The 21,961-nt window shown below is 74.6% G+C and carries 21 protein-coding genes; 13 read left to right on the top strand and 8 right to left on the bottom strand.

Annotation, left to right across the window (positions count from 1 at the left end; translation table 11 throughout):
- Positions 1-16 precede the first annotated feature (16 nt).
- Positions 17-601, bottom strand: coding sequence for a DUF3515 family protein (locus tag ACMXGY_RS13770; protein ID WP_483773552.1), 585 nt, complete (start codon positions 599-601; stop codon positions 17-19).
- A 64-nt stretch (positions 602-665) separates the two neighbouring features.
- On the opposite strand from ACMXGY_RS13770, the gene ACMXGY_RS13765 reads away from it, so the two are divergent.
- Positions 666-1,658 carry a thiamine-phosphate kinase gene (locus ACMXGY_RS13765; protein ID WP_483773551.1) on the top strand — a complete coding sequence of 331 codons (993 nt, stop codon included), beginning with the start codon at positions 666-668 and terminating at the stop codon, positions 1,656-1,658.
- Between the two features lie 10 nt (positions 1,659-1,668).
- Here ACMXGY_RS13765 and ACMXGY_RS13760 read toward each other — a convergent pair whose 3' ends face one another.
- On the bottom strand, positions 1,669-2,184 hold the full coding sequence (locus ACMXGY_RS13760; protein ID WP_483773550.1) for an N-acetyltransferase family protein: 516 nt from the start codon (positions 2,182-2,184) through the stop codon (positions 1,669-1,671).
- A gap of 166 nt (positions 2,185-2,350) precedes the next feature.
- Positions 2,351-2,542 carry a 50S ribosomal protein L28 gene (rpmB, locus tag ACMXGY_RS13755; protein ID WP_024840757.1) on the bottom strand — a complete coding sequence of 64 codons (192 nt, stop codon included), beginning with the start codon at positions 2,540-2,542 and terminating at the stop codon, positions 2,351-2,353.
- A gap of 321 nt (positions 2,543-2,863) precedes the next feature.
- Here rpmB and ACMXGY_RS13750 point away from each other — a divergent pair, with 321 nt between their 5' ends.
- Genes ACMXGY_RS13750 through rsmD form a run of 3 tightly spaced genes read left to right on the top strand, consistent with a single transcriptional unit; the run spans position 2,864 to position 7,486 of the window.
- Positions 2,864-4,591, top strand: a complete 1,728-nt coding sequence (locus ACMXGY_RS13750) for a DAK2 domain-containing protein (RefSeq protein ID WP_483773549.1) — start codon at positions 2,864-2,866, stop codon at positions 4,589-4,591.
- Positions 4,588-6,858, top strand: a complete 2,271-nt coding sequence (locus tag ACMXGY_RS13745) for an ATP-dependent DNA helicase RecG (RefSeq protein ID WP_483773548.1) — start codon at positions 4,588-4,590, stop codon at positions 6,856-6,858. Before ACMXGY_RS13750 ends, ACMXGY_RS13745 begins: the two co-directional genes overlap by 4 nt.
- A 31-nt stretch (positions 6,859-6,889) precedes the next feature.
- Positions 6,890-7,486 (top strand): 16S rRNA (guanine(966)-N(2))-methyltransferase RsmD, encoded by a 597-nt coding sequence (gene rsmD, locus ACMXGY_RS13740; RefSeq protein WP_483773547.1) that lies wholly within the window; start codon positions 6,890-6,892, stop codon positions 7,484-7,486.
- A 429-nt stretch (positions 7,487-7,915) separates the two neighbouring features.
- Here rsmD and ACMXGY_RS13735 read toward each other — a convergent pair whose 3' ends face one another.
- Positions 7,916-8,719, bottom strand: coding sequence for a GNAT family N-acetyltransferase (locus ACMXGY_RS13735; protein WP_483773546.1), 804 nt, complete (start codon positions 8,717-8,719; stop codon positions 7,916-7,918).
- A gap of 105 nt (positions 8,720-8,824) precedes the next feature.
- Here ACMXGY_RS13735 and coaD point away from each other — a divergent pair, with 105 nt between their 5' ends.
- The 6 genes from coaD (at position 8,825) to mutM (ending at position 12,670) form a co-directional block, all read left to right on the top strand.
- Complete coding sequence (coaD, locus tag ACMXGY_RS13730) at positions 8,825-9,340, top strand: pantetheine-phosphate adenylyltransferase (protein WP_483773545.1); 516 nt, start codon at positions 8,825-8,827, stop codon at positions 9,338-9,340.
- A 23-nt stretch (positions 9,341-9,363) separates the two neighbouring features.
- Entirely contained in the window at positions 9,364-9,939 is a 576-nt protein-coding gene (locus tag ACMXGY_RS13725) for an ATP synthase subunit B family protein (RefSeq protein WP_483773544.1), read from the top strand.
- A 269-nt stretch (positions 9,940-10,208) separates the two neighbouring features.
- Entirely contained in the window at positions 10,209-10,727 is a 519-nt protein-coding gene (locus ACMXGY_RS13720; protein WP_483773543.1) for a YceD family protein, read from the top strand.
- A gap of 2 nt (positions 10,728-10,729) precedes the next feature.
- A complete protein-coding gene (gene rpmF, locus ACMXGY_RS13715; protein WP_069387572.1) occupies positions 10,730-10,924 on the top strand; it encodes a 50S ribosomal protein L32 in 195 nt (64 codons plus the stop codon).
- Between the two features lie 5 nt (positions 10,925-10,929).
- Positions 10,930-11,688, top strand: coding sequence for a ribonuclease III (gene rnc, locus ACMXGY_RS13710; protein ID WP_483773542.1), 759 nt, complete (start codon positions 10,930-10,932; stop codon positions 11,686-11,688).
- Positions 11,681-12,670, top strand: a complete 990-nt coding sequence (mutM, locus tag ACMXGY_RS13705; protein ID WP_483773541.1) for a bifunctional DNA-formamidopyrimidine glycosylase/DNA-(apurinic or apyrimidinic site) lyase — start codon at positions 11,681-11,683, stop codon at positions 12,668-12,670. The genes rnc and mutM overlap by 8 nt, the downstream gene beginning before the upstream one ends.
- A 12-nt stretch (positions 12,671-12,682) precedes the next feature.
- Here the strand turns inward: mutM and ACMXGY_RS13700 are convergent, their stop codons facing one another.
- A complete protein-coding gene (locus ACMXGY_RS13700; protein WP_483773540.1) occupies positions 12,683-13,624 on the bottom strand; it encodes an NAD(P)-dependent oxidoreductase in 942 nt (313 codons plus the stop codon).
- A gap of 222 nt (positions 13,625-13,846) precedes the next feature.
- Between ACMXGY_RS13700 and gadC the strand changes: the two genes are divergently transcribed.
- From gadC to ACMXGY_RS13685, 3 genes are read left to right on the top strand one after another with little or no spacing between them, the layout of a single operon-like run.
- Positions 13,847-15,334 (top strand): glutamate/gamma-aminobutyrate antiporter GadC, encoded by a 1,488-nt coding sequence (gene gadC / locus ACMXGY_RS13695; protein ID WP_483773539.1) that lies wholly within the window; start codon positions 13,847-13,849, stop codon positions 15,332-15,334.
- The gene (locus ACMXGY_RS13690) at positions 15,331-15,864 is read left to right on the top strand and encodes a hypothetical protein (RefSeq protein ID WP_483773538.1); all 534 of its coding nucleotides are present in this window, start codon (positions 15,331-15,333) and stop codon (positions 15,862-15,864) included. The genes gadC and ACMXGY_RS13690 overlap by 4 nt, the downstream gene beginning before the upstream one ends.
- Positions 15,861-17,261, top strand: a complete 1,401-nt coding sequence (locus ACMXGY_RS13685; protein ID WP_483773537.1) for a M20/M25/M40 family metallo-hydrolase — start codon at positions 15,861-15,863, stop codon at positions 17,259-17,261. Before ACMXGY_RS13690 ends, ACMXGY_RS13685 begins: the two co-directional genes overlap by 4 nt.
- An 18-nt stretch (positions 17,262-17,279) precedes the next feature.
- Here the strand turns inward: ACMXGY_RS13685 and cydC are convergent, their stop codons facing one another.
- From cydC to cydB, 3 genes are read right to left on the bottom strand one after another with little or no spacing between them, the layout of a single operon-like run.
- Positions 17,280-19,079, bottom strand: coding sequence for a thiol reductant ABC exporter subunit CydC (gene cydC / locus ACMXGY_RS13680; RefSeq protein ID WP_483773536.1), 1,800 nt, complete (start codon positions 19,077-19,079; stop codon positions 17,280-17,282).
- Positions 19,076-20,851 carry a thiol reductant ABC exporter subunit CydD gene (cydD, locus tag ACMXGY_RS13675; RefSeq protein WP_483773535.1) on the bottom strand — a complete coding sequence of 592 codons (1,776 nt, stop codon included), beginning with the start codon at positions 20,849-20,851 and terminating at the stop codon, positions 19,076-19,078. Before cydD ends, cydC begins: the two co-directional genes overlap by 4 nt.
- Complete coding sequence (cydB, locus tag ACMXGY_RS13670; protein WP_483773534.1) at positions 20,848-21,960, bottom strand: cytochrome d ubiquinol oxidase subunit II; 1,113 nt, start codon at positions 21,958-21,960, stop codon at positions 20,848-20,850. The genes cydD and cydB overlap by 4 nt, the downstream gene beginning before the upstream one ends.
- Position 21,961: the final 1 nt, after the last annotated feature.

Raw genomic sequence — 21,961 nt, 5'->3', positions numbered from 1 at the left:
CCGGGCCGAAGGCGCGTCAGCCGAGGTCGTCCACGCCGACGCACGCCCGCGTCTGGGGGACCTCCATGACGGCCCGGCCGAGGTCGGCGACGAACGCCGTCGAGTGGGTCTCCGTCACGGCGGGAGGGACGACGACCTGGACCGCGGGGTCCCGGCCGTAGGTCGTGAACGTCCACGTCCCGTCGTCCTCGACGACGAGCCAGTCCACGGTCCCGGCCTCCGACTGCACGCTCTGGCACTCCGTCGTCGTGGGGCCAGGCACCTCGACGCCGCACCGCAGCGTGACCGCGGCGCCCGGCTCGCCCCAGGCGGCGGTCGCCTGGCTGGTGGTGCCGACCTTCGGCAGGTCCTCGGCCAGCGAGTCCGGCAGCGCGAGCACGACGTCCGCGCACAGGGGGTTCGCGGCGTCGTCGGCCACCGGGACCCCGATGGTCGGCGCGCACGCGCTCGTGACGACGACGGCCGCGAGGAGCGGCACGACGGCGCCCGTGCGGACGGCCCGGCGGCGCGCAGGGTGGTGCACGGCGTGGCGGGGCTGGTCGGTCGGCTCGTCGGACGGTTCGCCGGACGGACGGGACGGGAGGGGACGGGCGACGCGCACGCGACCACCGTAGCCGCCCGGCAGGCGTGCCGGTGACCGCCTGCGCGCCGACTAGGGTTGCCGGGTGAGCGAGACGCCCCTGCTGGTCCGCGACGTCCCCGAGGAAGCGCTCCTCGCCCGGATCTTCCCCCTGCTGCCCGCAGCGGCGACGACGATCGTCGGTCCTGGGGACGACTGCGCGGTCGTCGCCGCGCCGGACGGGCGCTACGTCGTCTCGACCGACGTGCTCGTCGAGGACCGGCACTTCCGTCGGCGCTGGTCGACGGGCTACGACGTCGGGTGGCGGGCCGCCGTGCAGAACCTCGCCGACGTGGTCTCCATGGGGGCGCGGCCCGCGGCGCTCGTGGTGTCGCTCGTCATGCCGGGGGACCTGCCCGTCGACTGGGTCACGGGCCTGGCGCGCGGCCTCGCCGCTGCCTGCACGCCGCTCGGCGCGGCCGTGGTCGGCGGGGACCTGTCGGGAGGCGACCAGGTCGTCGTCGCGGTGACCGTCCACGGCGACCTCGAGGGCCGTGACCCCGTCCTGCGCTCAGGTGCCCGCCCGGGTGACGTCGTGGCGGTCGCGGGGACGCTGGGGCGATCTGCCGCGGGCCTCGCGCTGCTCGACGCCGGGAGACCGGAAGTCGACGACGCGCTCGTCGCCGCCTACCTGCGCCCCGACCCGCCGCTCGCCGCCGGACCCGCGGCGGCCGACGCGGGGGCGACGGCCATGATGGACGTCTCCGACGGGCTGCTGCGCGACGCCGGGCGCATCGCCCGGGCGAGCGACGTCGTCGTGGACCTCGACCCGGCGGCGCTCGACGCCGACCGCGACCGCCTGCGCGCGGCCGCCTCGGCGCTCGCGGCCGGGACCGGTGCCGGTGAGCGCGTCGACGGGTGGGTCCTGTCCGGGGGCGAGGACCACGCGCTGCTCGCGACGTTCCCCGACGGCGTCGCCCTTCCCACCGGGTTCCGGGCGGTCGGTGCCGTCCGGAGCCCGGGGCACGACGGAGCGGGCGTCCGGCTGGACGGAGCGATCGCGCACCGCGCGACCGGGTGGGACCACTTCCGCGCCTGAGCGCGTGCGGTCAGCTGCGGCGGTAGCGGACGGCGGTGAGGTCCTTGCCGCCGATGTCGTCGCGGCGCTCGACGCCGTCGGGGGAGAAGCCGTGGCGACGGTAGAAGCGGCGGGCGCGCTCGGCGTCGGCGAGGACCCACAGGGTCACGGTCACACCGGGTCGGACGTCCGCCAACATGGTGCGCATGAGGTCGCGCGCGACGCCGCGGCCCCACGACTCGGGGTCGAGGTAGATGGCGTAGATCTCGAGGTCGCCCGGTTCGGCGTCCTCGTCGCGGCTGGGCCCGAGCGTCGCGAAGCCGATCGTGCGGCCGTCGGCGTCGGCGAGCCACGTACGGGCCCCGGGGGTGTTCAGGCTGTCGACCCAGTGCTTCTCGCGCTGGTCGTGGTCGAGCGAGGCCAGGTACTCGTCGGGCACGATGCCCGCGTAGGCGCCCCGCCAGGAGGCGATGTGCACGGCTGCGATGTCGCTCGCGTCCGTGGGATGGGCCGGGCGGATCGTTACCTCGCTCAGTTCCGTCACCATGCACAAAGACTGCCACCGGGGCAGGGATCCACCAAACCGGTTTGTCCCGACCTCCAGGAGATCTCCGCAATCGGGCGGGACGTTTCGTGGTCGTGACCTGTCCAGGGACGACGAGAGCGCCCGCCGGGATCCGGCGGGCGCTCTCGAAAGACGTGTCGAGCGGGGCTCAGGCGGGGCGGGTGACCTTCCCGGCCTTGAGGCACGAGGTGCACACGTTGAGGCGCTTGGGCGTCCCCGCGACCACGGCACGCACGCGCTGGATGTTCGGGTTCCAGCGGCGCTTCGTGCGGATGTGGGAGTGCGAGATGCTGTGCCCGAAGCCCGGGCCCTTGCCGCAGACGTCGCAGTTGGCAGCCACGGTTTCTCCTGATCGTCGTGCACGTCGCGCAGGCAGCGGCGACGTAGTGAATGGTCTGTAGGGTGTCTCGCCCGGATGAGCCTCGAGGGCGGCAGGGCGCGCGAAGCACCCGGGCAACCTCGTCAGGGTACCGGATGCGACGGCGCGGACTCAAGCCGACGAGGTCAGGGCGCCCGTGACGCTCGGCACGACCGCCCGCACCGCGCAGCCGGCTCGCTGCGGACTCGTGCAGACTACGGTGTTCTCGACGACCGCCCGGTCGTCCGGACCGCCGCAGCGAGCCTGCGCGTCCGCCGTCCGCGAGCGAGGAGCCGGACCGACGTGAGACCCGGAGCCGACGTGGTCGACGCCTCGGCCGTCGTCGCCTGGGCCCACCACGGGGTGAGCGCCCTGCACGCGGCGCGCGGTGCCCTCGACCGCGTGAACGTGTTCCCGGTCGCGGACGCGGACACCGGGACGAACCTGTATCTCACCCTCCTCGACGCGGCACGCGCCCTGCCCGGCACACCGGCGGAGGGCACCGGGGCCGGCGAGCTGCTCGTCCGGATGGCGCGCGGGGCGCTCGTCGGGGCGCGCGGCAACTCCGGCGTCATCCTCAGCGAGTACCTGCGCGGGATGGCGGTCGAGCTCGCGGGGCACCGCGAGATCGGGCCTGACGCGCTCGCCGTGGCGCTCCACCGCGCGGCATGCACCGCGCGCGGAGCGGTGGCTCGTCCCGCGCCCGGCACGATCCTCACGGCGGCCGACGCCGCCGCCCGGTCCGCGGAGGCCGTCGCGGCGGGCGCCCCGGACGCCGCGACCGTGGTCGCGGCCGCACGGGACGGTGCACGCGCCGCGGCGCTGCGCAGCGCCGACGAGCTCGACGTCCTCGCCCAGGCCCGTGTCCTCGACGCCGGGGCCCTCGGCCTGGTGCTCGTGCTCGACGCGCTCCTCGCCGCGCTGCGAGGGACCACCGGCGACGCCTCCGGCACGAGCGTGTCGGAGGTGCTCGGCATGATGTCCGCGATGCAGCCCGCGCCCGGGACGGTCGACGTGCCCGGCGCGACCGACCGGGCCGCGCACGAGGGGGGCGAGTTCGAGGTGATGTACGTCGTCGACGGGTCGACCGTCGTGCAGGCGCCGGACCACGGGACGCAGCGCGCCCGTGCGCTCGGCGGCGACCCCGCCGACCTCCTGCGCGCCGAGCTCGCCCGCATCGGAGACTCCGTCGTCGTGGTCGGTGGCTCGGACGCCACCGGTCCCGCGGGCCAGGGGCTCTGGCAGGCCCACGTCCACACTGACGACCCCGGTGCCGCGGTCGCGGTGGGCCGCGCGGCACTCTCGAGCTTCCCGGGCACGGCCCACGGCGAGGCGGCGAGCCTGCGCCAGGTCCGCGTCCGGCACCTCCCGGGACAGCACGGGCACCCGGCCGGACCGCCCGCGTCGGACGTCGGGTTCGTGGCCGTCACGTCCGCCCCGGGCCTCGTCGCCGATCTCGCACGCGCCGGCGCCGTCGTGCTCCTGCGTGAGCCCGGCAGCGTCCCCGACCTCGCCGCGCTGCACCGCGCGGCGCTCGACACGCGGGCGGCGCACGTCGTCGTCCTGCCCGGCGCGGACCTGGCCGCCGAGGACGTCCGGACCCTGCGGGCCGCCGTGCAGGAGGACGCGGTGGACCGGCTCGACGTCCTGCCCGCCCCCACCGACGTGCACGTCGTCGTCGCGCTCGCGGCCGTCCTGCTCGTCGAGGGGGACGGCACGGGAGAGGGCGAGGGCGTGCAGCGTCTGCACGCCGCCCAGGCCGCGGTCGCGGGCGCGCGGGTGGTCGCCGCCCGAACGGACGGGTCGGCGTCCGCGCTGCGGGACCTGCTCACCGACCCCGTCGACCGCGTCGAGGTCCTCACGGTGCTCGCCGACGACGACGTGCCGCAGGACGCGGTCGCCGCTCTCGTCGCGACGGCCTCCGGGGCCGGGGCCGAGGTCGTCCCGCTGCGCTCGGGCCGCCTCGGGGGCACGGTCACGCTCGCCGCCGAGGCACACGACCACCACCCGGTCGAGGAGGGCCGCCCATGACCGATCGTCTCGCCGAGCCGCTCAGCAAGGCTCTCGGCGCACGGAGCGCGGGACCGCTCGCCAAGCTGGGCCTGGAGACGGTGGGCGACCTCCTGCGGCACTACCCGCGCCGGTACGGGGACCCGGGTCGGCTCACCGACCTGGGCGGGCTCGCGCTCGGTGAGCACGTGACGATCGTCGCGCAGGTGCGCAGCGCGACGGTGCGCCGGATGCGAGCCCGCTCGGGCGCGATCCTCGAGGCCGTCGTGACCGACGGGCCGCAGCAGCTCTCGCTGACGTTCTTCGCGAAGAGCCCGAACGTCCTGCGCTACCACGAGCAGCGGCTCGCTCCCGGCCGGCACGGGCTCTTCACGGGCGTCGTCGGCCTCTACCGGGGCACCCGGCAGCTCACGCACCCCGACTACAAGATCATCGGCATGGACGACGACGCCGAGGACACCGAGAGCGCCCTGCTCGAGGCGAGCCGTCCCATCCCGATCTACCCGGCGAGCGCGAGCATCCCGAGCTGGAAGATCCAGCCCGCCGTGCGCACAGTGCTCGACCCGCTCCGGGAGGAGGACGTCCCGGACCCGATCCCGGAGTCCGTCCGGGCAGCGCACGGCTTCGGCTCGCGCCTCCAGGCGCTGCGCGACGTGCACGAGCCGTACGAGGAGCGCCAGTGGCAGCGCGGCCGGGACCGGCTGCGGTACGAGGAGGCGTTCGTCCTGCAGGCCGCGCTCGCGCAGCGACGGGCGCGCGCCGCCGCGGAGCCCGCGACCGCGCGCCCGCCCCGGGCGCCGGGGGAGCCGAGCATCCTCGCCGACTTCGACGCCGCGCTGCCGTTCACGCTGACGCAGGGGCAGCATGACGTGGGCGAGGAGATCGCCGCGGACATCGAGCGCTCGCGCCCGATGCAGCGGCTCCTGCAGGGCGAGGTCGGCTCCGGCAAGACGGTGGTCGCGCTGCGCGCGATGCTGCAGGTGATCGACGCCGGGGGGCAGGCTGCGCTCCTCGCACCGACCGAGGTCCTCGCGGCCCAGCACGTTCGGACCCTGCGCGCGCTCCTCGGGCCGCTCGCCGAGGGCGGCTTCCTCGGCGGAGCCGAGCACGGGACACGGGTCGCGCTGCTCACCGGGTCGCTCGGTGCCGCGGCGCGCAAGGAGGCGCTGCTCGACGCCGCGAGCGGTGCGGCGGGCATCGTCGTCGGCACGCACGCGCTGCTCTCCGAGAACGTGCAGTTCGCCGACCTCGGGCTCGTCGTGGTCGACGAGCAGCACCGGTTCGGCGTCGAGCAGCGCGACGCCCTGCGCGCCAAGGCGCGCACCAGCCCGCACCTGCTCGTCATGACTGCGACGCCCATCCCGCGCACGGTCGCGATGACGGTGTTCGGCGACCTCGAGACGTCGTCGCTCACCGAGATCCCGGCCGGCCGCGCGGGGATCACGACCCACGTCGTCCCCGCCGACAACGCGGCCTGGATGGACCGCACGTGGGCCCGCGTGCGCGAGGAGGTCGACGCCGGTCACCGCGCCTACGTCGTCTGCGCGCGCATCCACCCCGACGAGCCCGACGCCGCGGGCACCGCGAAGACCCCCGGGGCGAAGGGCGCCGACGACTTCGACGAGGTGCCCGACTTCCTCCTCGACCCGTCCGAGCCCGACGCGGAGCGGGAGCCGCTGCGCGCGGTGCTCGAGGTCGCGGAGGAGCTGCGCGCCCACCCCCGCCTCGCCGGGCTGACGGTCGGCGTGCTGCACGGTCAGATGCCGCCCGCGGACAAGGACGCGGTCATGGCGGACTTCGCGTCGGGCGCCGTGCAGGTGCTCGTCTCGACGACGGTCGTCGAGGTCGGCGTCGACGTCCCCGAGGCCACGGTCATGGTCGTCCTGGACGCCGACCGGTTCGGCATCTCGCAGCTCCACCAGCTCCGCGGCCGCGTCGGCCGAGGGTCGGCTGCCGGCCTGTGCCTCCTCGTGTCGACGGCGCAGCCCGGCACCCCCGCAGCCACGCGGGTCGAGACGCTCGCCCGCACGACCGACGGCTTCGAGCTCGCGACCGTGGACCTCGAGCTGCGCAGCGAGGGCGACGTGCTCGGCGCCGCGCAGTCCGGTCGGGCCAGCTCGCTGCGGCTCCTGCGCGTCGTCAAGGACGCCGACGTCATCGAGACGGCGCGCGCCGACGCGGCGGCTGTCGTGGCGCAGGACCCCGAACTGACCGAGCACCCGGCGCTCGCGGACGAGATCCGCGCGCAGCTCGACCCCGAGCGCGAGGAGTTCCTCGAGCGCGCGTGAGCGCCACGACGCCCACGTCTAGGCTGGGCGCGTGACGAGGATCGTGGCGGGAGCTGCCGGAGGACGCACGCTGCAGGTCCCGCCGCGGGGCACGCGCCCGACGAGCGAGCGCGTGCGGGAGGCGATCTTCTCCCGCCTGGAACACCTGGGCGTCGTGGACGACGCCCGCGTCCTCGACCTCTACGCCGGCTCGGGCGCGCTCGGTCTGGAGGCGGCGAGCCGCGGCGCGGCGGAGGTGACGCTCGTCGACTCGGCGCGCGTCGCCGTCGACGTCGCCCGACGCAACGTCGCCTCGCTCGGGCTGAGCGGCGTGCGCGTCGTCGCGCAGCAGGCCGAGTCGTTCGTCGCCGCCGCCGCGTCCGCCTCGGGCACCGCCGTGAGCGGGCCGTACCACCTCGTCCTCGTCGACCCGCCCTACGACGTCACGGCCGAGGCGCTCGAGCGCGTCCTCCACCACCTCGCCGTGCCGGGCGTCCTCGACCCGACGGCCGTCGTCGTCGTCGAGCGCTCGACCCGCACCCCCGAACCGACCTGGCCCGCGGGTTGGGAGGTCGTCGCACGCAAGGACTACGGCGAGACGGCGGTGTACTTCGTCGGCCCCGAGCTCCCCGACGACACCGCGACGTAGAACCCGGGTCTGCCGAGGTAGAACCCTGGTCGGCCGAGGTAGAACCGTGGTCGCGCGAGGTAGAACCGTGGTCACGCGAGGTAGAACCGTGGTTGCGCGAGGTAGAACCGTGGTCGTGTCCGACGGCGCGTGGTCGGGTTGGGTGTCGGGGTGGGTGGGGGCGCCGCGTCTTCCATCCGCCGCTCGTTCCTCGCGGCTCCCGCCAGGCCCGACCACGACGCGGCGCCCCCACCCGCCCCTCCGGCGTCGTCTCACCCTGGTCTTCGCTCACCAGGGCGGACACGACCGTAGGCGCGACCCTGTTCCACCCGGAAGACCGGGGTTCTACCTCGCGCGACCGGGGTTCTGCTTCGGCGGACCGGGGTTCTACTTCGCGTGACCAGGGTTCTACTTCGTGTGACCGGGGTTCTGCTTCGGCGGACCGGGGTTCTACTTCGTGTGCCCGGGGTTCTCCCTCGGCGGTCCGGGGTTCTTCCTCGGCGTGGGGTGCGGGGGTGCCTGGGTCTCGTCCGGGGTGAGGAGGCCGATCGGGACCGTGGCGAGGGCGGCCTCGTCGTCCGGGTCGACGAGGGGGACGCGGTCGCCGCTCGCGGCGTCGAGCAGGCGGCGGGTCGCGGCGTCATCGGCGAGCGTGCCCTCGCTCTCGCGCAGGTACTCCTCGAGAAACGCGCGCAGCGGCGCGGCCGGAGCGTCGGCTGGCGCCTGCTCGAGAGCCGAGTGCTCGGCGAGCGGGAACGAGACGAGCAGGAGCGCGGGCACGCGCTCGCCGCCCGGGCCGTCGCCGGGCTGGAAGTACGGGACAGCGAGGACCCGCGCTCCGAGGCGCGCGTAGAAGCGCAGGCGGGCGACGGGGTCGCCGTGGGCGGCGCTGCCCGCGTGATGGGCCGGGTGCTCGACCTCGCCGAGGACGAGGGCCGGTCCGAGCGAGCGCCAGCGGTCGAGCGCGGTCGCCACGAGACGCCCGCCGACCCCGCCGCCACGGCGCCCCGGCGCGAGAGCGAGGTACAGGACGAGCAGGACGCGCGGGCCTGAATACCAGGAGCCGACGACGCCGCCCACGACGCGGTCGTCCTCGACGACGCCGAGGCTCAGCAGCCGGCCCGTCGCGTGGTCGGTGACGAACCTCTCCTCCGCGACGAGCTCGGCCGGAGGGAACGACGGCGCGAGCACCTCGCGGTACAGCGAGCGCACGAGTGCGGGCGTCTCCAGCGGGACGACGGCGGGGGTCTCCATGACGCCTATCGTCGCCCCCGCGCACCGACGCCGCCCGGCGATGCCTGCGGGCGTCCCCGCCGTGGCTCCAGGGGCTGACGCGCCTCGTGTACTACCGTGACGAGCGTGACCACAGCCGTCTGTCCCGGGTCGTTCGACCCGATCACCCTCGGCCATCTCGACATCGTCCGGAGAGCGCGTGCGCTGTTCGACGACGTCGTCGTGGGCGTCGCGCGCAACGCGTCGAAGACCGCGCTCCTGAGCGTCGACGAGCGGGTCGCCCTCGCCCGCTCGGCGGTCGACGGCGCGGGCCTCGACGGCGTCCGGGTCGAGGTGGTCCCGGGTCTGCTCGTCGACTTCTGCCGCGACGTCGGGGCCACGGCGGTGGTGAAGGGCCTGAGGGGTGGTGCCGACTTCGACGCCGAGCTGCCGATGTCGCTCATGAACCGGCACCTCGCGGGTGTCGAGACGGTCTTCGTCGCGGGCGACGCCGCGCTGCTGCACGTCGCGTCCTCGCTCGTCAAGGACATCGCGAGGTACGGCGGGCCGGTCGACGACCTCGTGCCCCCGGGCGTGGGCGACGCGGTCAGGGCGGCACTGGCACAGGCACCGTCACGGACGCAGGACGCGAGCAGCAGGTGAGCACGACGGGAAGGACCGGGTACATGACCGAGCAGGACCGACGGATGGCGGCGGAGGCCGACGAGCGCGCGGCGGAGGAGGCGCAGGTCGGGCTCAACGCGATCCTCGACGACCTCGCGCGCCTCGTGGAGACGGCGCGGACGATGCCGATGTCGTCGTCGGTGCTCGTGCACAAGGGGGACGCGCTCGCGCTCGTCGACGAGCTGCGCGCCGCCTTCCCGGAGCAGCTCGCGCACGCCGACGAGGTGCTGGCGGAGGCGGACCAGGTCCTCGAGGACGCGCACCGCCAGGCGGAGGAGATCCTCACGACCGCACGGGCCCGCGCGATCGAGCTCGTCCAGACCGAGCAGGTCGTCGTCCAGGCCCAGTCGAGGGCGCTGGAGATCGTCGACGAGGCCGAGGAGGCCGCGGCGGGGCTGCGCCGGGACGCGGACGACTACTGCGACCGGAGGCTCGCCGACTTCGAGGTGGACCTCGGCAAGCTGCTCGCCCAGGTGCAGGCCGGGCGCGCGAAGCTCGCCGACCGGCTCGGGTCACCCCTCACGGACGACGAGCAGTCGCCCTTCCCGGCGACGATGCGCGAACGCTCGGGCCGCTGACGGCGGGTACCCGCCTCGCCCGCAGAGCGAGGCGGCCGGGGGAGCAGGTGGCGGCGGGGTCGTCCGGTGCCGTAAGATGGACCTTTGGCTCCGCGTCATGCGCGAGCGCGTGCCCGGCAGGAGTCCCAGCCGGCCCACCTCGACCATCGTTGAAACCCGTCCGCAGGCCGTCGCGCCCGCGGGCACAGAACCTGGAGCGCGCCATCACTGCCGACAAGACGTCGCCGCTCGTGCTCGAGACGCACGAGCTCGGTCGGCAACCCGGGAGCATGCGGACGGTCCGGCGGACCGTCGCCGCCCCGGCCGACCTCGGTACGGCTGTCATCGGCATCCCCGAGGGCAGCGACCTCGAGCTCGACCTGCGCCTCGAGGCCGTGATGGAGGGTGTCCTGGTCTCCGGGACGGTCACCGGTCACGCGGTCGGGGAGTGCGTGCGTTGCCTCGAGACGGTGCACCAGGACGTCACCGTCGAGCTCGGTGAGCTCTTCGCCTACCCGGAGCGCGCGCAGGCCGCCGAGGACTCGGGCGACGACCTCGAGGACGCCGTGGACGTCTACGACCTCGACGGCGACCGGGCCGACATCGAGCCCGCGCTTCGGGATTCGGTGGTCACTGCACTACCATTCAGTCCGGTGTGCCGACCGGACTGCCCGGGCCTGTGCTCCGAGTGCGGAGCGCGCCTGGCGGACGACCCGGGGCACGCACACGACCTTGCCGACCCCCGTTGGTCGGCGCTGGAGAGCATGTTCGACACCTCGAACGTGTCCGACGAGACGAAAGAGAGCTAGCCGTGGCTGTTCCGAAGCGCAAGATGTCGCGCAGCAACACCCGTGCGCGTCGTTCGCAGTGGAAGACGACCGCCGCGAACCTCACCACCTGCCCGCAGTGCAAGGGCGACAAGCTGTCGCACGCGGCGTGCCCGACGTGCGGCACCTACAAGGGCCGCCAGTACGCCGAGGCGCTGCGCTCCGAGCACGCAGGCTGAGGCGCGTGGCACCGGCTGCACCGGCATCCGGTCTTCTCGAGAAGCTCGGGGTCCATCTGGACCCCGAGCTTCTCGTGCTTGCGCTCACGCACCGGTCGTTCGCGCACGAGAACGGCGGCATCCCGACCAACGAGCGTCTCGAGTTCCTCGGTGACACGGTGCTCGGGCTGGTCGTGACGGAGACCCTCTACCGCCGCCATCCTGACCTGTCCGAGGGCGAGCTCGCCAAGATGCGCGCCGCGACGGTCTCCCAGAAGTCCCTCGCGGCCATCGCACGCACGCTCGGGCTCGGCCAGTACGTCCTGCTCGGCAAGGGCGAGATCCGCACGCGGGGCAACGACAAGGACTCGATCCTGTCCGACACCGTCGAGGCGATCATCGGCGCCGTCTACCTGAGCCACGGCCTCGAGCCGGCGCGCGAGCTCGTGCACCGCCTCGTCGAGTCGACGCTGGCCGCGGCCGCAGGCCTCGGCGCAGGGCTCGACTGGAAGACGTCCCTCCAGGAGGCGGCCGCCGCCGCGGGCCTCAGCGCGCCCGTCTACTCGAGCGACGCCGTCGGGCCGGACCACGCACGCGTCTTCACGTCCTACGTCCACCTCGACGGCCGTCTCTACGGGACCGGCAGCGGGACCGCCAAGAAGTACGCGGAGCAGGAGGCGGCGGAGCGGGCCTACGAGGCGCTCGCCGTCGAGCACGCGGAGCGGCAGGACGCGAAGGCTGCGGCGACGAACGCCGACGACGTGCCCGAGGGCGCCGGTGCCTGAGCTGCCCGAGGTGGAGACCGTCCGTGACGGTCTCGCACGGCACGTGCTGGGCGGCGTCGTCACCGACGTCGAGGTGCTGCGCGACTACAGCGTGCGCCGTCACGACGGCGGTCCGCAGGACTTCCGGGACCAGCTCCTCGGCCACCGGCTCGACGCGGCCGTGCGCCGCGGGAAGTTCCTCTGGCTCCCGCTCGTCCCGACGACGACGGTCCCGTCCGAGGGCACGCTCGCCGCACCGCACGACACGGATGCGCCCGACGACGGTCCCGCGGCCGCGCTCCTCGCGCACCTCGGCATGTCCGGGCAGCTCCTCGTGCGATCGGGTCCCGGCCTCGCCGAGCGCTCGCCCCACCTGCGGGTGCGGATCGTGCTCCAGCCCGACGGCGTGGGTCCGGGTGGTGCGCTCGCGCTCGACTTCGTCGACCAGCGCACGTTCGGGCACCTGTCCGTCCAGGACCTCGTGCCCACCCTCGACGGTGCCCCCGGCGGTCGGGGCTCCGACCTCGCCGCCGTGCCCGCGCCGGTGGTGCACATCGGCCGCGACCTGCTCGACCCCGCGCTGCGGCGGGACGACGTCGTCGAGGCGATCCGCCGTCGTCGGACCGGGGTCAAGCGCGCGCTGCTCGACCAGACCGTCGTCTCCGGCATCGGGAACATCTACGCCGACGAGGCGTTGTGGCGCGCGCGCCTGCACTACGCACGCGCGACCGACACGCTGCGCCGGCCCGAGGCGCACCGCCTCCTCGACGCCGCCGCCGGGGTCATGAGCGAGGCGCTCGTGCAGGGCGGTACGAGCTTCGACTCCCTCTACGTCAACGTCAACGGGCAGTCCGGCTACTTCTCGCGCTCGCTCGCGGTGTACGGGCAGGAGGGCGAGCCGTGCCCGCGGTGCGGGACGCCCGTGCGGCGCGACGAGTTCATGAACCGGTCGTCGTACACGTGCCCCCGCTGTCAGCCGCGCCCGCGCAACGGTCGCTGGTAGTTCGGCCGGAGGTCAGCGGCGGACGACGTTGCGGAGGTCGCGGCCCGCGCGGAGGGCGTCGAGGTTGGCGTTGACGAGGTCGGACGCGCGTTGCGGGCGGTTGCCCGCGACGTGCGGCGTGAGGATCAGGCGTGGTGCGTCCCAGAGGGGTGACGTCTCCGGCAGGGGTTCGGTCTCCGTGACGTCGAGGGCGGCGCCGCCGAGGCGGTGCTCGCGGAGGGCGGCGACGAGCGCGTCCTCGTCGACGGTCGCGCCGCGCCCGACGTTGACGAAGATCGCGTGGTCGGGGAGCTGGTCGATCCGGGCGGCGTCGAACGCGTGCCGCGTCGCGTCCAGCGCGGGGAGCAGCGAGACGAGCACGTCCGTGGTCGCGAGCAGGTCGGGGAGATCGTCGTCCGTGACGACCGGGAAGCCGTGGCGCTCGCCGCGGCTTCCCGCGACCCCGGTCACGGCGGCGCCGAGAGCGCTGAGGAGTGGTGCGAGCCGCGCTGCGATCGACCCGAACCCCCAGATCGTCACGTGGGCGCCGTCGAGCGTGTAGCGGCTCGCCGTCGCGGGCTCGGCCTGCGCGCGGTTCACGACGGCGTCCCAGCGGTGCTCGCGCTGCGCCGTCCCCAGCGCGTCGAGCCGACGCACGGCCGCGAGGACGAGAGCGAGCGCGTGCTCGGCGACGGGGCCGTCGTGGAGGGACCGGCCCGAGGTGAGCGTCACGTCCGGCCCGAACCCTGCGGCCAGGACCGCGTCCGGGCCCGCCGCGAGGGTCTGCACCCAGCGCAGGCGCGTGAGCCGTGCCGCGGCGTCGGCGAGGTTCGCCGACGAGTTCGCCCAGGCGACGAGCACCTCTGCGTCGGCGTCCTCGGCCGCGAGGGAAGCCGCTGCGTCGTAGACGACGACGTCGTCGCCCGGCTCCGCGTGCACGTCGAGGCTGATGGTGTCGGGCACGAGGATCTTCAACGCTGCTCCCGGGTCGTTCGGCGTGCGGGCTGCGACCGACCCACGGTGAGGTCCGGGCGCCTCGCGAACGTATCACCGGGCCCGCGCGGCGCCTCCGACCTGCAGGTCCGCAGGCGCGACGGCCGAGCCGGGGTTATGTTCGCGGTGTTCCGACGACGCGGGCCGCCCGGTGCGCGTCGTCCCGTCCGGTCCGCTCGCGGGCCGCGGCATCGGGGGGTACGGATGGGGTCGTCCACGGGTGCACCCACGCGCGCGGAGGTTCGCGCCGCGATCACGGCCCGCACGCCGAAGAACTACATCACCTGGATCACGCTCGCGTTCATGATCACGTCGTCGGTCGCCAGCCTGCGGGCCGCGCCGACGATGGCGGTGTACGGGCTCGCCGCGGTGTTCCTCTACGTCGTGCCCGCGCTCGTGTTCCTCCTGCCGACGTCGCTCGTGTCGGCCGAGCTGGCGTCCGGGTGGTCGGGCGGTGTGTACAGATGGGTCGCGGACGGCGTGTCCAAGCCGCTCGGCTTCCTGGCGATCTGGTGCCAGTTCGCGATGACGATCTTCTACTACCCGAGCCTGCTCGGGTACGTCGCGAGCACGTTCGCGTACGTCATCAACCCGAACCTCGCGAGCAACGGGCTCTACGTGGCGATCGTCATCGTCGTGCTGTTCTGGTCCGGGGTGTGGCTGTCGTCGCAGGGGACGAAGACGGTCGCCGGCCTGTCGAGCATGGGACTGATCATCGGCACCCTCATCCCGGCCGCGATCCTCGTCGTGCTCGGCATCGTGTTCCTCGCCCAGGGCAACCCGTCCGCCGCACCCATGGACGCGCAGCACCTGCTGCCCGCGTGGACCGGGCTCGCGTCCCTCGTGCTCATCGTGAACAACTTCCTGTCCTACGCGGGCATGGAGATGAACGCCGTGCACGTGACGAGCCTGCGCAAGCCCGCGACGGAGTTCCCGCGCTCGATGTTCCTGGCGATCGGGCTCGTCCTCGTGATCTTCATCCTCCCGGCGGTCGCCATCAGCTGGGTCATCCCCGCGGACCAGCTCAGCCTCACGGCCGGCGTCATGCAGGCCTTCGACGCGTTCTTCGCCAACTTCGGGGTGAGCTGGCTGACCCCGATCCTCGGCCTCATGCTCATCGCCGCGTCGCTCGGCGGGATGCTCACGTGGCTCGCCGGGCCGTCCAAGGGTCTGCTCACCGTCGCGCGGGAGGAGGGCTACCTGCCACCGTTCCTCCAGCGCCTCAACAAGCACGGCGTGCAGCAGAACATCCTCGTGGCGCAGGGCGTCGTGACGACCGGGATCGCCCTCCTCTACGCGTTCATCCCCGACGTGTCGAGCGCGTACTGGATCCTGTCCGTCATCACGACGCAGGTGTACCTGATCATGTACCTGCTGCTGTTCGTGGCGGCCGTCCGCCTGCGCCGCAGCGCGCCCGACCATCCGCGCGGCTATCGCGCGCCCGCCCTGACGCTGCTGTGCGTCGTCGGGTTCTGCGCGTCGGTCGCCGCGATGGTCATCGGGTTCGTCCCGCCGGCACAGTTCTCGAGCGGGAACGCGGGCGTGTACGTGCTGATCGTGGGCGGTGGCCTGGGGATCATCGGGCTCCTCGTGCCCGCGCTGTTCTACCTGCTGCGCAAGCCGTCGTGGAAGAACCCGGAGGCGGCGGCGATCGCCGCGGCGGACGAGTCGGGAGAGGGTGACGCGGCATGACGGCGACACGGGCTTCGCGGGTCCCCGAGCACGAGCCCGAGCCGGTGACGTCCCGGCGGTGGGTCACGTTCACCGCCGTCGCGCTGCTCCTCGTCGCGCTCGGGGCGGTGATGCTCGTCGTCTTCGAGAACGTCCGGACCAACCGCGACGCACGCGAGGCGGAGCAGAAGGCCGCCGAGCTCCACGAGCGGTTCGCCGAGATCGGCATCACGACCTTCAGCGAGGAGACGATCGCCCAGGTGCTCGGTGACGACGGCGGCGGTTTCTGCACCGACCCGGCCGCGCTCGTCGAGGCGACGGCGAACCTCGCCGCCGCGAACGGCGCCGCCGGACCCGGCCTGCGGCCGTCGGTGCTCGACGAGCGGCGCCTCGCCGGGGACCGCCTCGTCATCGAGGTCTACTGCCCCGAGCAGCTCGACGCGTTCGACGCGTACGTCGACTCGCTCGACCTCGACCCGGGCCGTACCACCGAGACCGGCACCGAGACCGGCACCGACGACGGCGCCGCCACGACCGAGGAGGACGCGTGAGCCCGTCAAGCACTGCGAGCGCCGGCGGCACAGGGCACGTCGAGGAGGTCCGCGCCGCCGTCCACGGTCTCCTGCCCCGCGCGCTGGACGACCTGCGCGACCTCGTCGCGATCCCGTCCGTCGCGGACGAGCGGCTGTTCCCGCGTGAGGAGTGCGAGCGGGCGGCGCGATGGGTCGCCGACGCGTTCGGCGCCGAAGGGATCGACACGCGCCTCGAGGTCACTCCCGACGGGTCGCAGGTCGTGCTGGGTCACCGCCCCGGTCCCGACGGCGCGCCCACCGTCCTGCTCTACGCGCACTACGACGTGCAGCCCCCGCTCGACGACGCCGCGTGGACGACCCCGCCGTTCCAGCTCACCGAACGCGACGGGCGCCTGTACGGCCGCGGCGCCGCCGACTGCAAGGGCAACGTCGTCACGCACCTCACCGCGCTGCGCGCCCTGCGCGCGCTCGGCGGCGACGACTACCCCGTGGGGGTCCGGCTCGTCGTCGAGGGGTCGGAGGAGCAGGGGACCGGCGGCCTCGACCGGTGGGTCGAGGCGAACCCCGGGGCGCTCGCGGCGGACGCGATGCTCATCCAGGACACGGGCAACGCCGAGCTCGGGCTGCCGACGCTCACGGTCACGCTCCGCGGCGCGGCGAACGTCGTCGTGCACGTCGAGGCGCTCGAGGGCGAGATCCACTCCGGCATGTTCGGAGGTGCGGCACCCGACGCCCTCGCGGCCCTGGTGGCGATCCTCGCGAGCCTGCGCGACGAGCGCGGTGACACCACCATCGACGGGGTCCCTCCCGCCGTCGCGCACGGCACGTGGGACGGCGTCGCCTACGACGAGGACCAGTTCCGCCGCGACGCCGGCGTGCTCGACGGTGTCGGCCTCGTCGGGACGGGGAGCGTCGCGGACCGGTTGTGGGCACGTCCGGTCGTGACGATCCTCGGGATCGACGCGCCGAGCGTCGTCGGCTCCGCGGCCGCGATCCAGCCGCACGCGTCCGCGCGGCTCAACCTGCGCGTCCCGCCTGGTGCGGATGCCCAGGACCTGCAGGACCGGCTCGTCGCCCATCTCGAGGCCCACGCGCCCTGGGGCGTGCGGGTGCGCGTCGAGCGCGACGCCGTCGGGCAGCCGTTCGCGGCGCGGACGAGCGGGCACGTGTTCGACACGCTCACGACGGCGCTCGCGGACGCGTACGGGCGCGAGACGGTCACGGCCGGGCAGGGTGGGTCGATCCCGTTGTGCAACGTGCTCGCCGGGCAGTACCCGGACGCCGAGATCGTGCTCCTCGGTGTCGAGGAGCCGGCGTGCCTCATCCATGCCCCGAACGAGTCCGTCGCGCCGAGCGAGATCGAGAACCTCGCCGTCGGCGAGGCGCTCTTCCTCGCACGCCTCGGCGCGGGCTGACCGGGCGCACCGCGGCGGTCAGAGGGGTGCGGGTGCCTCCTGGTCGAGAGCCCAGCGGTAGGCGGGGAGGGCGAGCAGCTCGTCGTGCGTGCCGCGGGCGACCACACGGGCCGGAGCGCCGTCCGGGGAACCCGACGGGGTCCCGAGGAGCAGCACCTCGTCCACCGCTGCGAGTGCGCTGAGCCGGTGGGTCGCGAGGACCACTCCCCGGCGCGGTGCGTGGTCCGACCCGTCGTGCGCCGTCGCGACGAGGTGGCCGACGAGCGCGTCCGCTCCTGCCGCGTCGAGGTGCTCGGCCGGCTCGTCGACGAGCAGCAGGGGAGCGGGTGCCAGGAGCGCCCGGGCGACGAGCAGCCGACGGCGCTCGCCACCGGAGACGGTCGTGGCGTCGGGTCCGAGCGTCGTCTCGACGCCGTCGGGCAGGGCAGCGAGCCACCCCGTGAGCCCGACGGCGGCCAGGGTCGACGTCGCCTCCTCGGGTGTCACGTCGCCGCGAGCCACGCGCAGGTTCTCCAGGACCGTCGTGTCGAACACGTGCCCGTCCTCGGCCACGAGCACGACGCCCCGCGCCGTGTCCTCACGGTCGATCCCGCGCACGTCCGCCCCGCCCAGCGTCACGTGGCCGTCGAGCGGGGGGACGAGCCCGGCCGCGGTCGCGAGCAGCGTCGTCTTCCCGACGCCGGACGGCCCGACGAGCGCGACCGCCCGGCCCGGCCGGACGTCCAGGTCGACGCCCTCGACGACGGCGCGCGGGCCGTCGACGGTCGGCCAGCCCGCCGCGACGTCGTCGAGCACGAGGCCCGTGTCGCCACGAGGTGACGGGGTGGCGGCGCGAGGTGCCGGCTCGCCGAGCAGGGCGACGATGCGCGCGGCCGCCTGACGCGAGCGGTGCAGCTGCACCGCCGCGGCGGGAAGGACGTTCGCGGCCTCGAACACGGCCAGCGGCGTCAGGACGATCACCGAGAGCTCGACGGGTGCGAGCGTCCCCGCCGTGACCGCGGGGATGCCGAGCACGAGCGACGCGAGCACGGCGAGCCCGACGGCGAGCGCCGCGATCCCGGCCGCGACGCCCGCGGGCCGCGCGCCGTCGTCGGTCACGCGTGCCAGCGCGCGGTCGGTCGCGCGCAGGTCGTCGAGGCGGGCGTCGAGCCGCCCGGAGACGGCGAGCGGACCCGACTGCTCGAGGATCTCGAGCGTCGTCGCGGTCATCGCCGCGCGCGTGGCCGCGCCGCGGGCCTCGACCGTGCGCGCCGTCCGGGCGGACAGCCACGGGGCGACGACCGCGGCCAGGAGCAGGCACAGCGTGAGCGCGACACCCGCCGCGGGCAGGAACGCGCCGACGAGCACCACCGACCCGACGGACACCATGAGCGCGACGCCGGCGGGGACGAGCGCCCGCACGACGACGTCGCCCACCGCGTCGACGTCCGCGCCGACGCGCGCGAGCAGGTCCCCGCGCCGCAGCCCGACGAGCGCAGCGGGGGACCCCTGGGCGAGAGCGGTGTAGAGGTTTGCGCGCAGCGCGGCCATGCCGCGGAGCGCGACGTCGTGGGACGCGAGCCGCTCCAGGTAGCGGAAGACGCCGCGGGAGATGCCGAACGCCCGGACGCCGACGACGGCGACGGACAGGGTGAGGACGGGCGGCATCTGCGAGGCGCGCGCGACGAGCCACGCCGCGACGGCGGCGAGGCCGACGGCGCTGCCCAGGGAGAGCGTGCCGAGCACGACCGCCCACACGACACGGCGCCAGCGCACGTCGAGCAGCCCGACCGCCCGCCACAGCGGGTCGGCGGCGAGGCGGTCACGAGGTCCGGTCACGGCTGCCTCCTCTCGGCCGTAGCGGTGGCCGCTGCGAGCGACGGCGCGGCGCCCGGAGCATCCGTGCCGGTGCACGGCGTGGGAGCACCGGTGAGCGGCGCGGAGCGGACCTCGACGACGTCGTCCGCGGCGCGGACGAGCGACGCCCGGTGCGCCACGACGACGACGGTCCGGCCCTGGTCGCGGAAGGCGCGCACGGCGTCGAGGACGACCTGCTCACCGCGTGCGTCGAGGTGGGCGGTGGGTTCGTCGAGCACGACGAGGGGGACGTCGGCCGGGTCGCCGAGCAGCGCCGCGGCGAGCGCGACGCGCTGGCGCTGGCCGACGCTGAGACCCACGCCACCCTGGCCGATCGCGGTGTCCCAGCCGTGGGGCAGCGTCGCGAGGACGGCGTCGAGCCCGGCGGTGCGGGCCGCGCGCTCCAGGTCGGCGTCCTCGACGGCGAGGCCGCCCGCGACGACGTCGCGCAGGCGCCCCGGGGCGAGCACCGGCCGCTGCGGGAGCCACGCGACCTGTCGCCAGTAGGTGGCGAGGTCCAGGTCCGCGAGGTCGAGGCGCTCGCCCGACCGCCCGGTGAGCGTGACGGTGCCGAGGTCCGGGCGGACGAGGCCGAGCAGCAGGAGCGCCGTCGTCGTCTTGCCCGCGCCGCTCGGTCCGGTGAGGGCCACGACCCGGCCCGACGACGCGTCGACGCGGAGGGCGAGGTCGAGCGAGGCGGGCGCGAGGACGTCGCGGTCCCCGGCGCGGACGCTGACGCCGCGCAGGGCCAGGGTGGCCCCGGCGAGCGCGGGAGCGAGGGCCGTCCCGGGACGCGGTGCCTCCTCGTCGAGGACGGCGAAGGCCTGCTCGGCGGCCGCGATGCCGTCGGTGGAGGCGTGGAAGTGCATGCCGACCTGGCGCAGCGGGAGGTACACCTCGGGCGCGAGGACGAGCACCGCGAGCGCGGGCTCGAGCTCCATGCCGCCGTGCACGAGCCGCAGTCCCACCCCGACGGCGACGACGGCGACCGACAGGGTGGTGAGGAGCTCGAGCACCATGCCGGAGAGGAACGCGATGCGCAGCGTGCCCATGGTCGCGCGCCGGTTCGCCTCGCCGAGGGCACGCACGCGCCTCTCGGGTCCTCGCGCCCGGCCGAACGCGAGGAGCGTGGGCAGACCCGCGAGGAGGTCGAGCACCTGGGCGCCGAGACGCTGCATGACGACCAGCCGCCGCTCGGACGTCCCGGCCGTGAGCCGGCCGACGAGGACCATGAAGAGCGGGACGAGCGGGATCGTCACCGCGATGATGACCGCCGAGACCCAGTCGAGGCCGAGGACGACGGCGAGCGTCGCGGGCGTGACCGTCGCGGCGAGCAGGAGCTGGGGGAGGTAGCGCACCATGTACGGCTCGAGGGCGTCGAGACCGCGCGTCGCGAGCGTGGCGACCTCCGGACCGCGACCCGACGCGAGCCAGCGCGGGCCCAGGGCCACCGCGTGCGTGACGACCTGCTCGCGCAGCTCGGTCACGGTCCGCGTCGCGGCGCGCAGCGCGAAGCGTTCCTGGGCCCAGGACGTGCCGGCCCGCGCCGCGACCACGGCGGCGAGGAGGCCGAGGCGGGTGCCGACGTCGGACAGCGTGACCGTCCCCTGGATCGCCGGCGCCAGGATCGACGCGAGGACGATCGCCTGCGCGACGACCAGGCCCGCCGTGGCGAACCCGAGCACCGCCGTCAGGACGACGTATCCCCGTGCGGCCCGCGCGTGGCGCAGCAGCCGGGGGTCGAGCGGCTTCACGCGCCGCCCGGCCCGCCGGAGCCGAGGTCGCGCCCCGCCGCACCGCCCGACGACGCGCCGCCGAACGCCGCCTCGCGCACCTTCTTGAGCGACAGCCCGGCGGGGGCCGGGATGTCCTTGGTCGACAGGCGGCGGCGGAACACCCAGTAGGTCCACGACTGGTACCCGATGACGAGCGGGGTGAGGATCACCGCGACCCACGTCATGACGGTGAGCGTGTAGTCGGTCGACGACGCGTTGTGGATCGTCAGCGAGTTCGCCGGGTCGACGGCAGGCATGACGTCGGGGTACATCGAGCCGAAGATGAGCACGACGGCCGCCACGATCGTCACGGCCGAGGCCGTGAACGCACGGCCCTCCGAGCCCTTGCGGTTGGCGACGAGGGTCGTGACGAGACCCGCGGCGGCCAGTGCGACGGCCGCCCACGTCCACGGGACGGAGTAGGCGAGCTGTGCCCACAGGGCCCAGCCGCCCGCCAGGACGAGCGCGACGACGCCGAAGACCGAGGCGTGCTGCCGGGCGCGGGCCCGGATCTCGCCGTCGGTCTTCAGCGCGACGAACACCGACCCGTGGAGCAGGAACAGGCTCAGCGTGACGAGCCCGCCGAGGAGCGCGAACGGCGACAGGAGCGAGAAGAACCCGCCGACGAACTGGTGGTCGGCGTCGAGCTGGACGCCGCGCACGAGGTTGGCGAACGCGACGCCCCACAGCACGGCGGGCACCCACGACCCGACCTGGATCGCGACGTCGCAGCGCCGGGCCCAGCCCTCGTCGCGGATCTTGCCGCGGTACTCGAACGCCACCCCGCGCACGATCAGCGCGACGAGGATGAGCAGGAGCGGGAGGTAGAAGCCGGAGAAGAGGGTCGCGTACCACTCGGGGAAGGCGGCGAAGGTCGCGCCGCCCGCGGTGAGCAGCCAGACCTCGTTCCCGTCCCAGACGGGACCGATGGTGTTGATGAGGACGCGGCGCTCCTTCTCGCGGTGCTCCTTGTCACCCCGGGGGAGGATCGACAGCAGCATGCCGACCCCGAAGTCGAAGCCCTCGAGCACGAGGTAGCCGGTCCACAGGACGGCGATGAGCACGAACCAGACGACGGCGAGATCCACG

This window comes from Cellulosimicrobium sp. G4 BAM 1002 (assembly GCF_057126935.1).
Note: the sequence above shows the minus strand (reverse complement) of the source record. Positions and strands in the feature narration are given on the sequence as shown.

Excerpts from the sequence above, each read along its gene's own strand:
- ACMXGY_RS13760 (WP_483773550.1), bottom strand. The coding sequence starts at position 2,184 with ATGGTGACGGAACTGAGCGAGGTAACGATCCGCCCGGCCCATCCCACG.
- ACMXGY_RS13745 (WP_483773548.1), top strand. The coding sequence starts at position 4,588 with ATGACCGATCGTCTCGCCGAGCCGCTCAGCAAGGCTCTCGGCGCACGG.
- ACMXGY_RS13735 (WP_483773546.1), bottom strand. The coding sequence starts at position 8,719 with ATGGAGACCCCCGCCGTCGTCCCGCTGGAGACGCCCGCACTCGTGCGC.
- ACMXGY_RS13725 (WP_483773544.1), top strand. The coding sequence starts at position 9,364 with ATGACCGAGCAGGACCGACGGATGGCGGCGGAGGCCGACGAGCGCGCG.
- ACMXGY_RS13720 (WP_483773543.1), top strand. The coding sequence starts at position 10,209 with ATGCGGACGGTCCGGCGGACCGTCGCCGCCCCGGCCGACCTCGGTACG.
- gadC (WP_483773539.1), top strand. The coding sequence starts at position 13,847 with ATGGGGTCGTCCACGGGTGCACCCACGCGCGCGGAGGTTCGCGCCGCG.
- ACMXGY_RS13690 (WP_483773538.1), top strand. The coding sequence starts at position 15,331 with ATGACGGCGACACGGGCTTCGCGGGTCCCCGAGCACGAGCCCGAGCCG.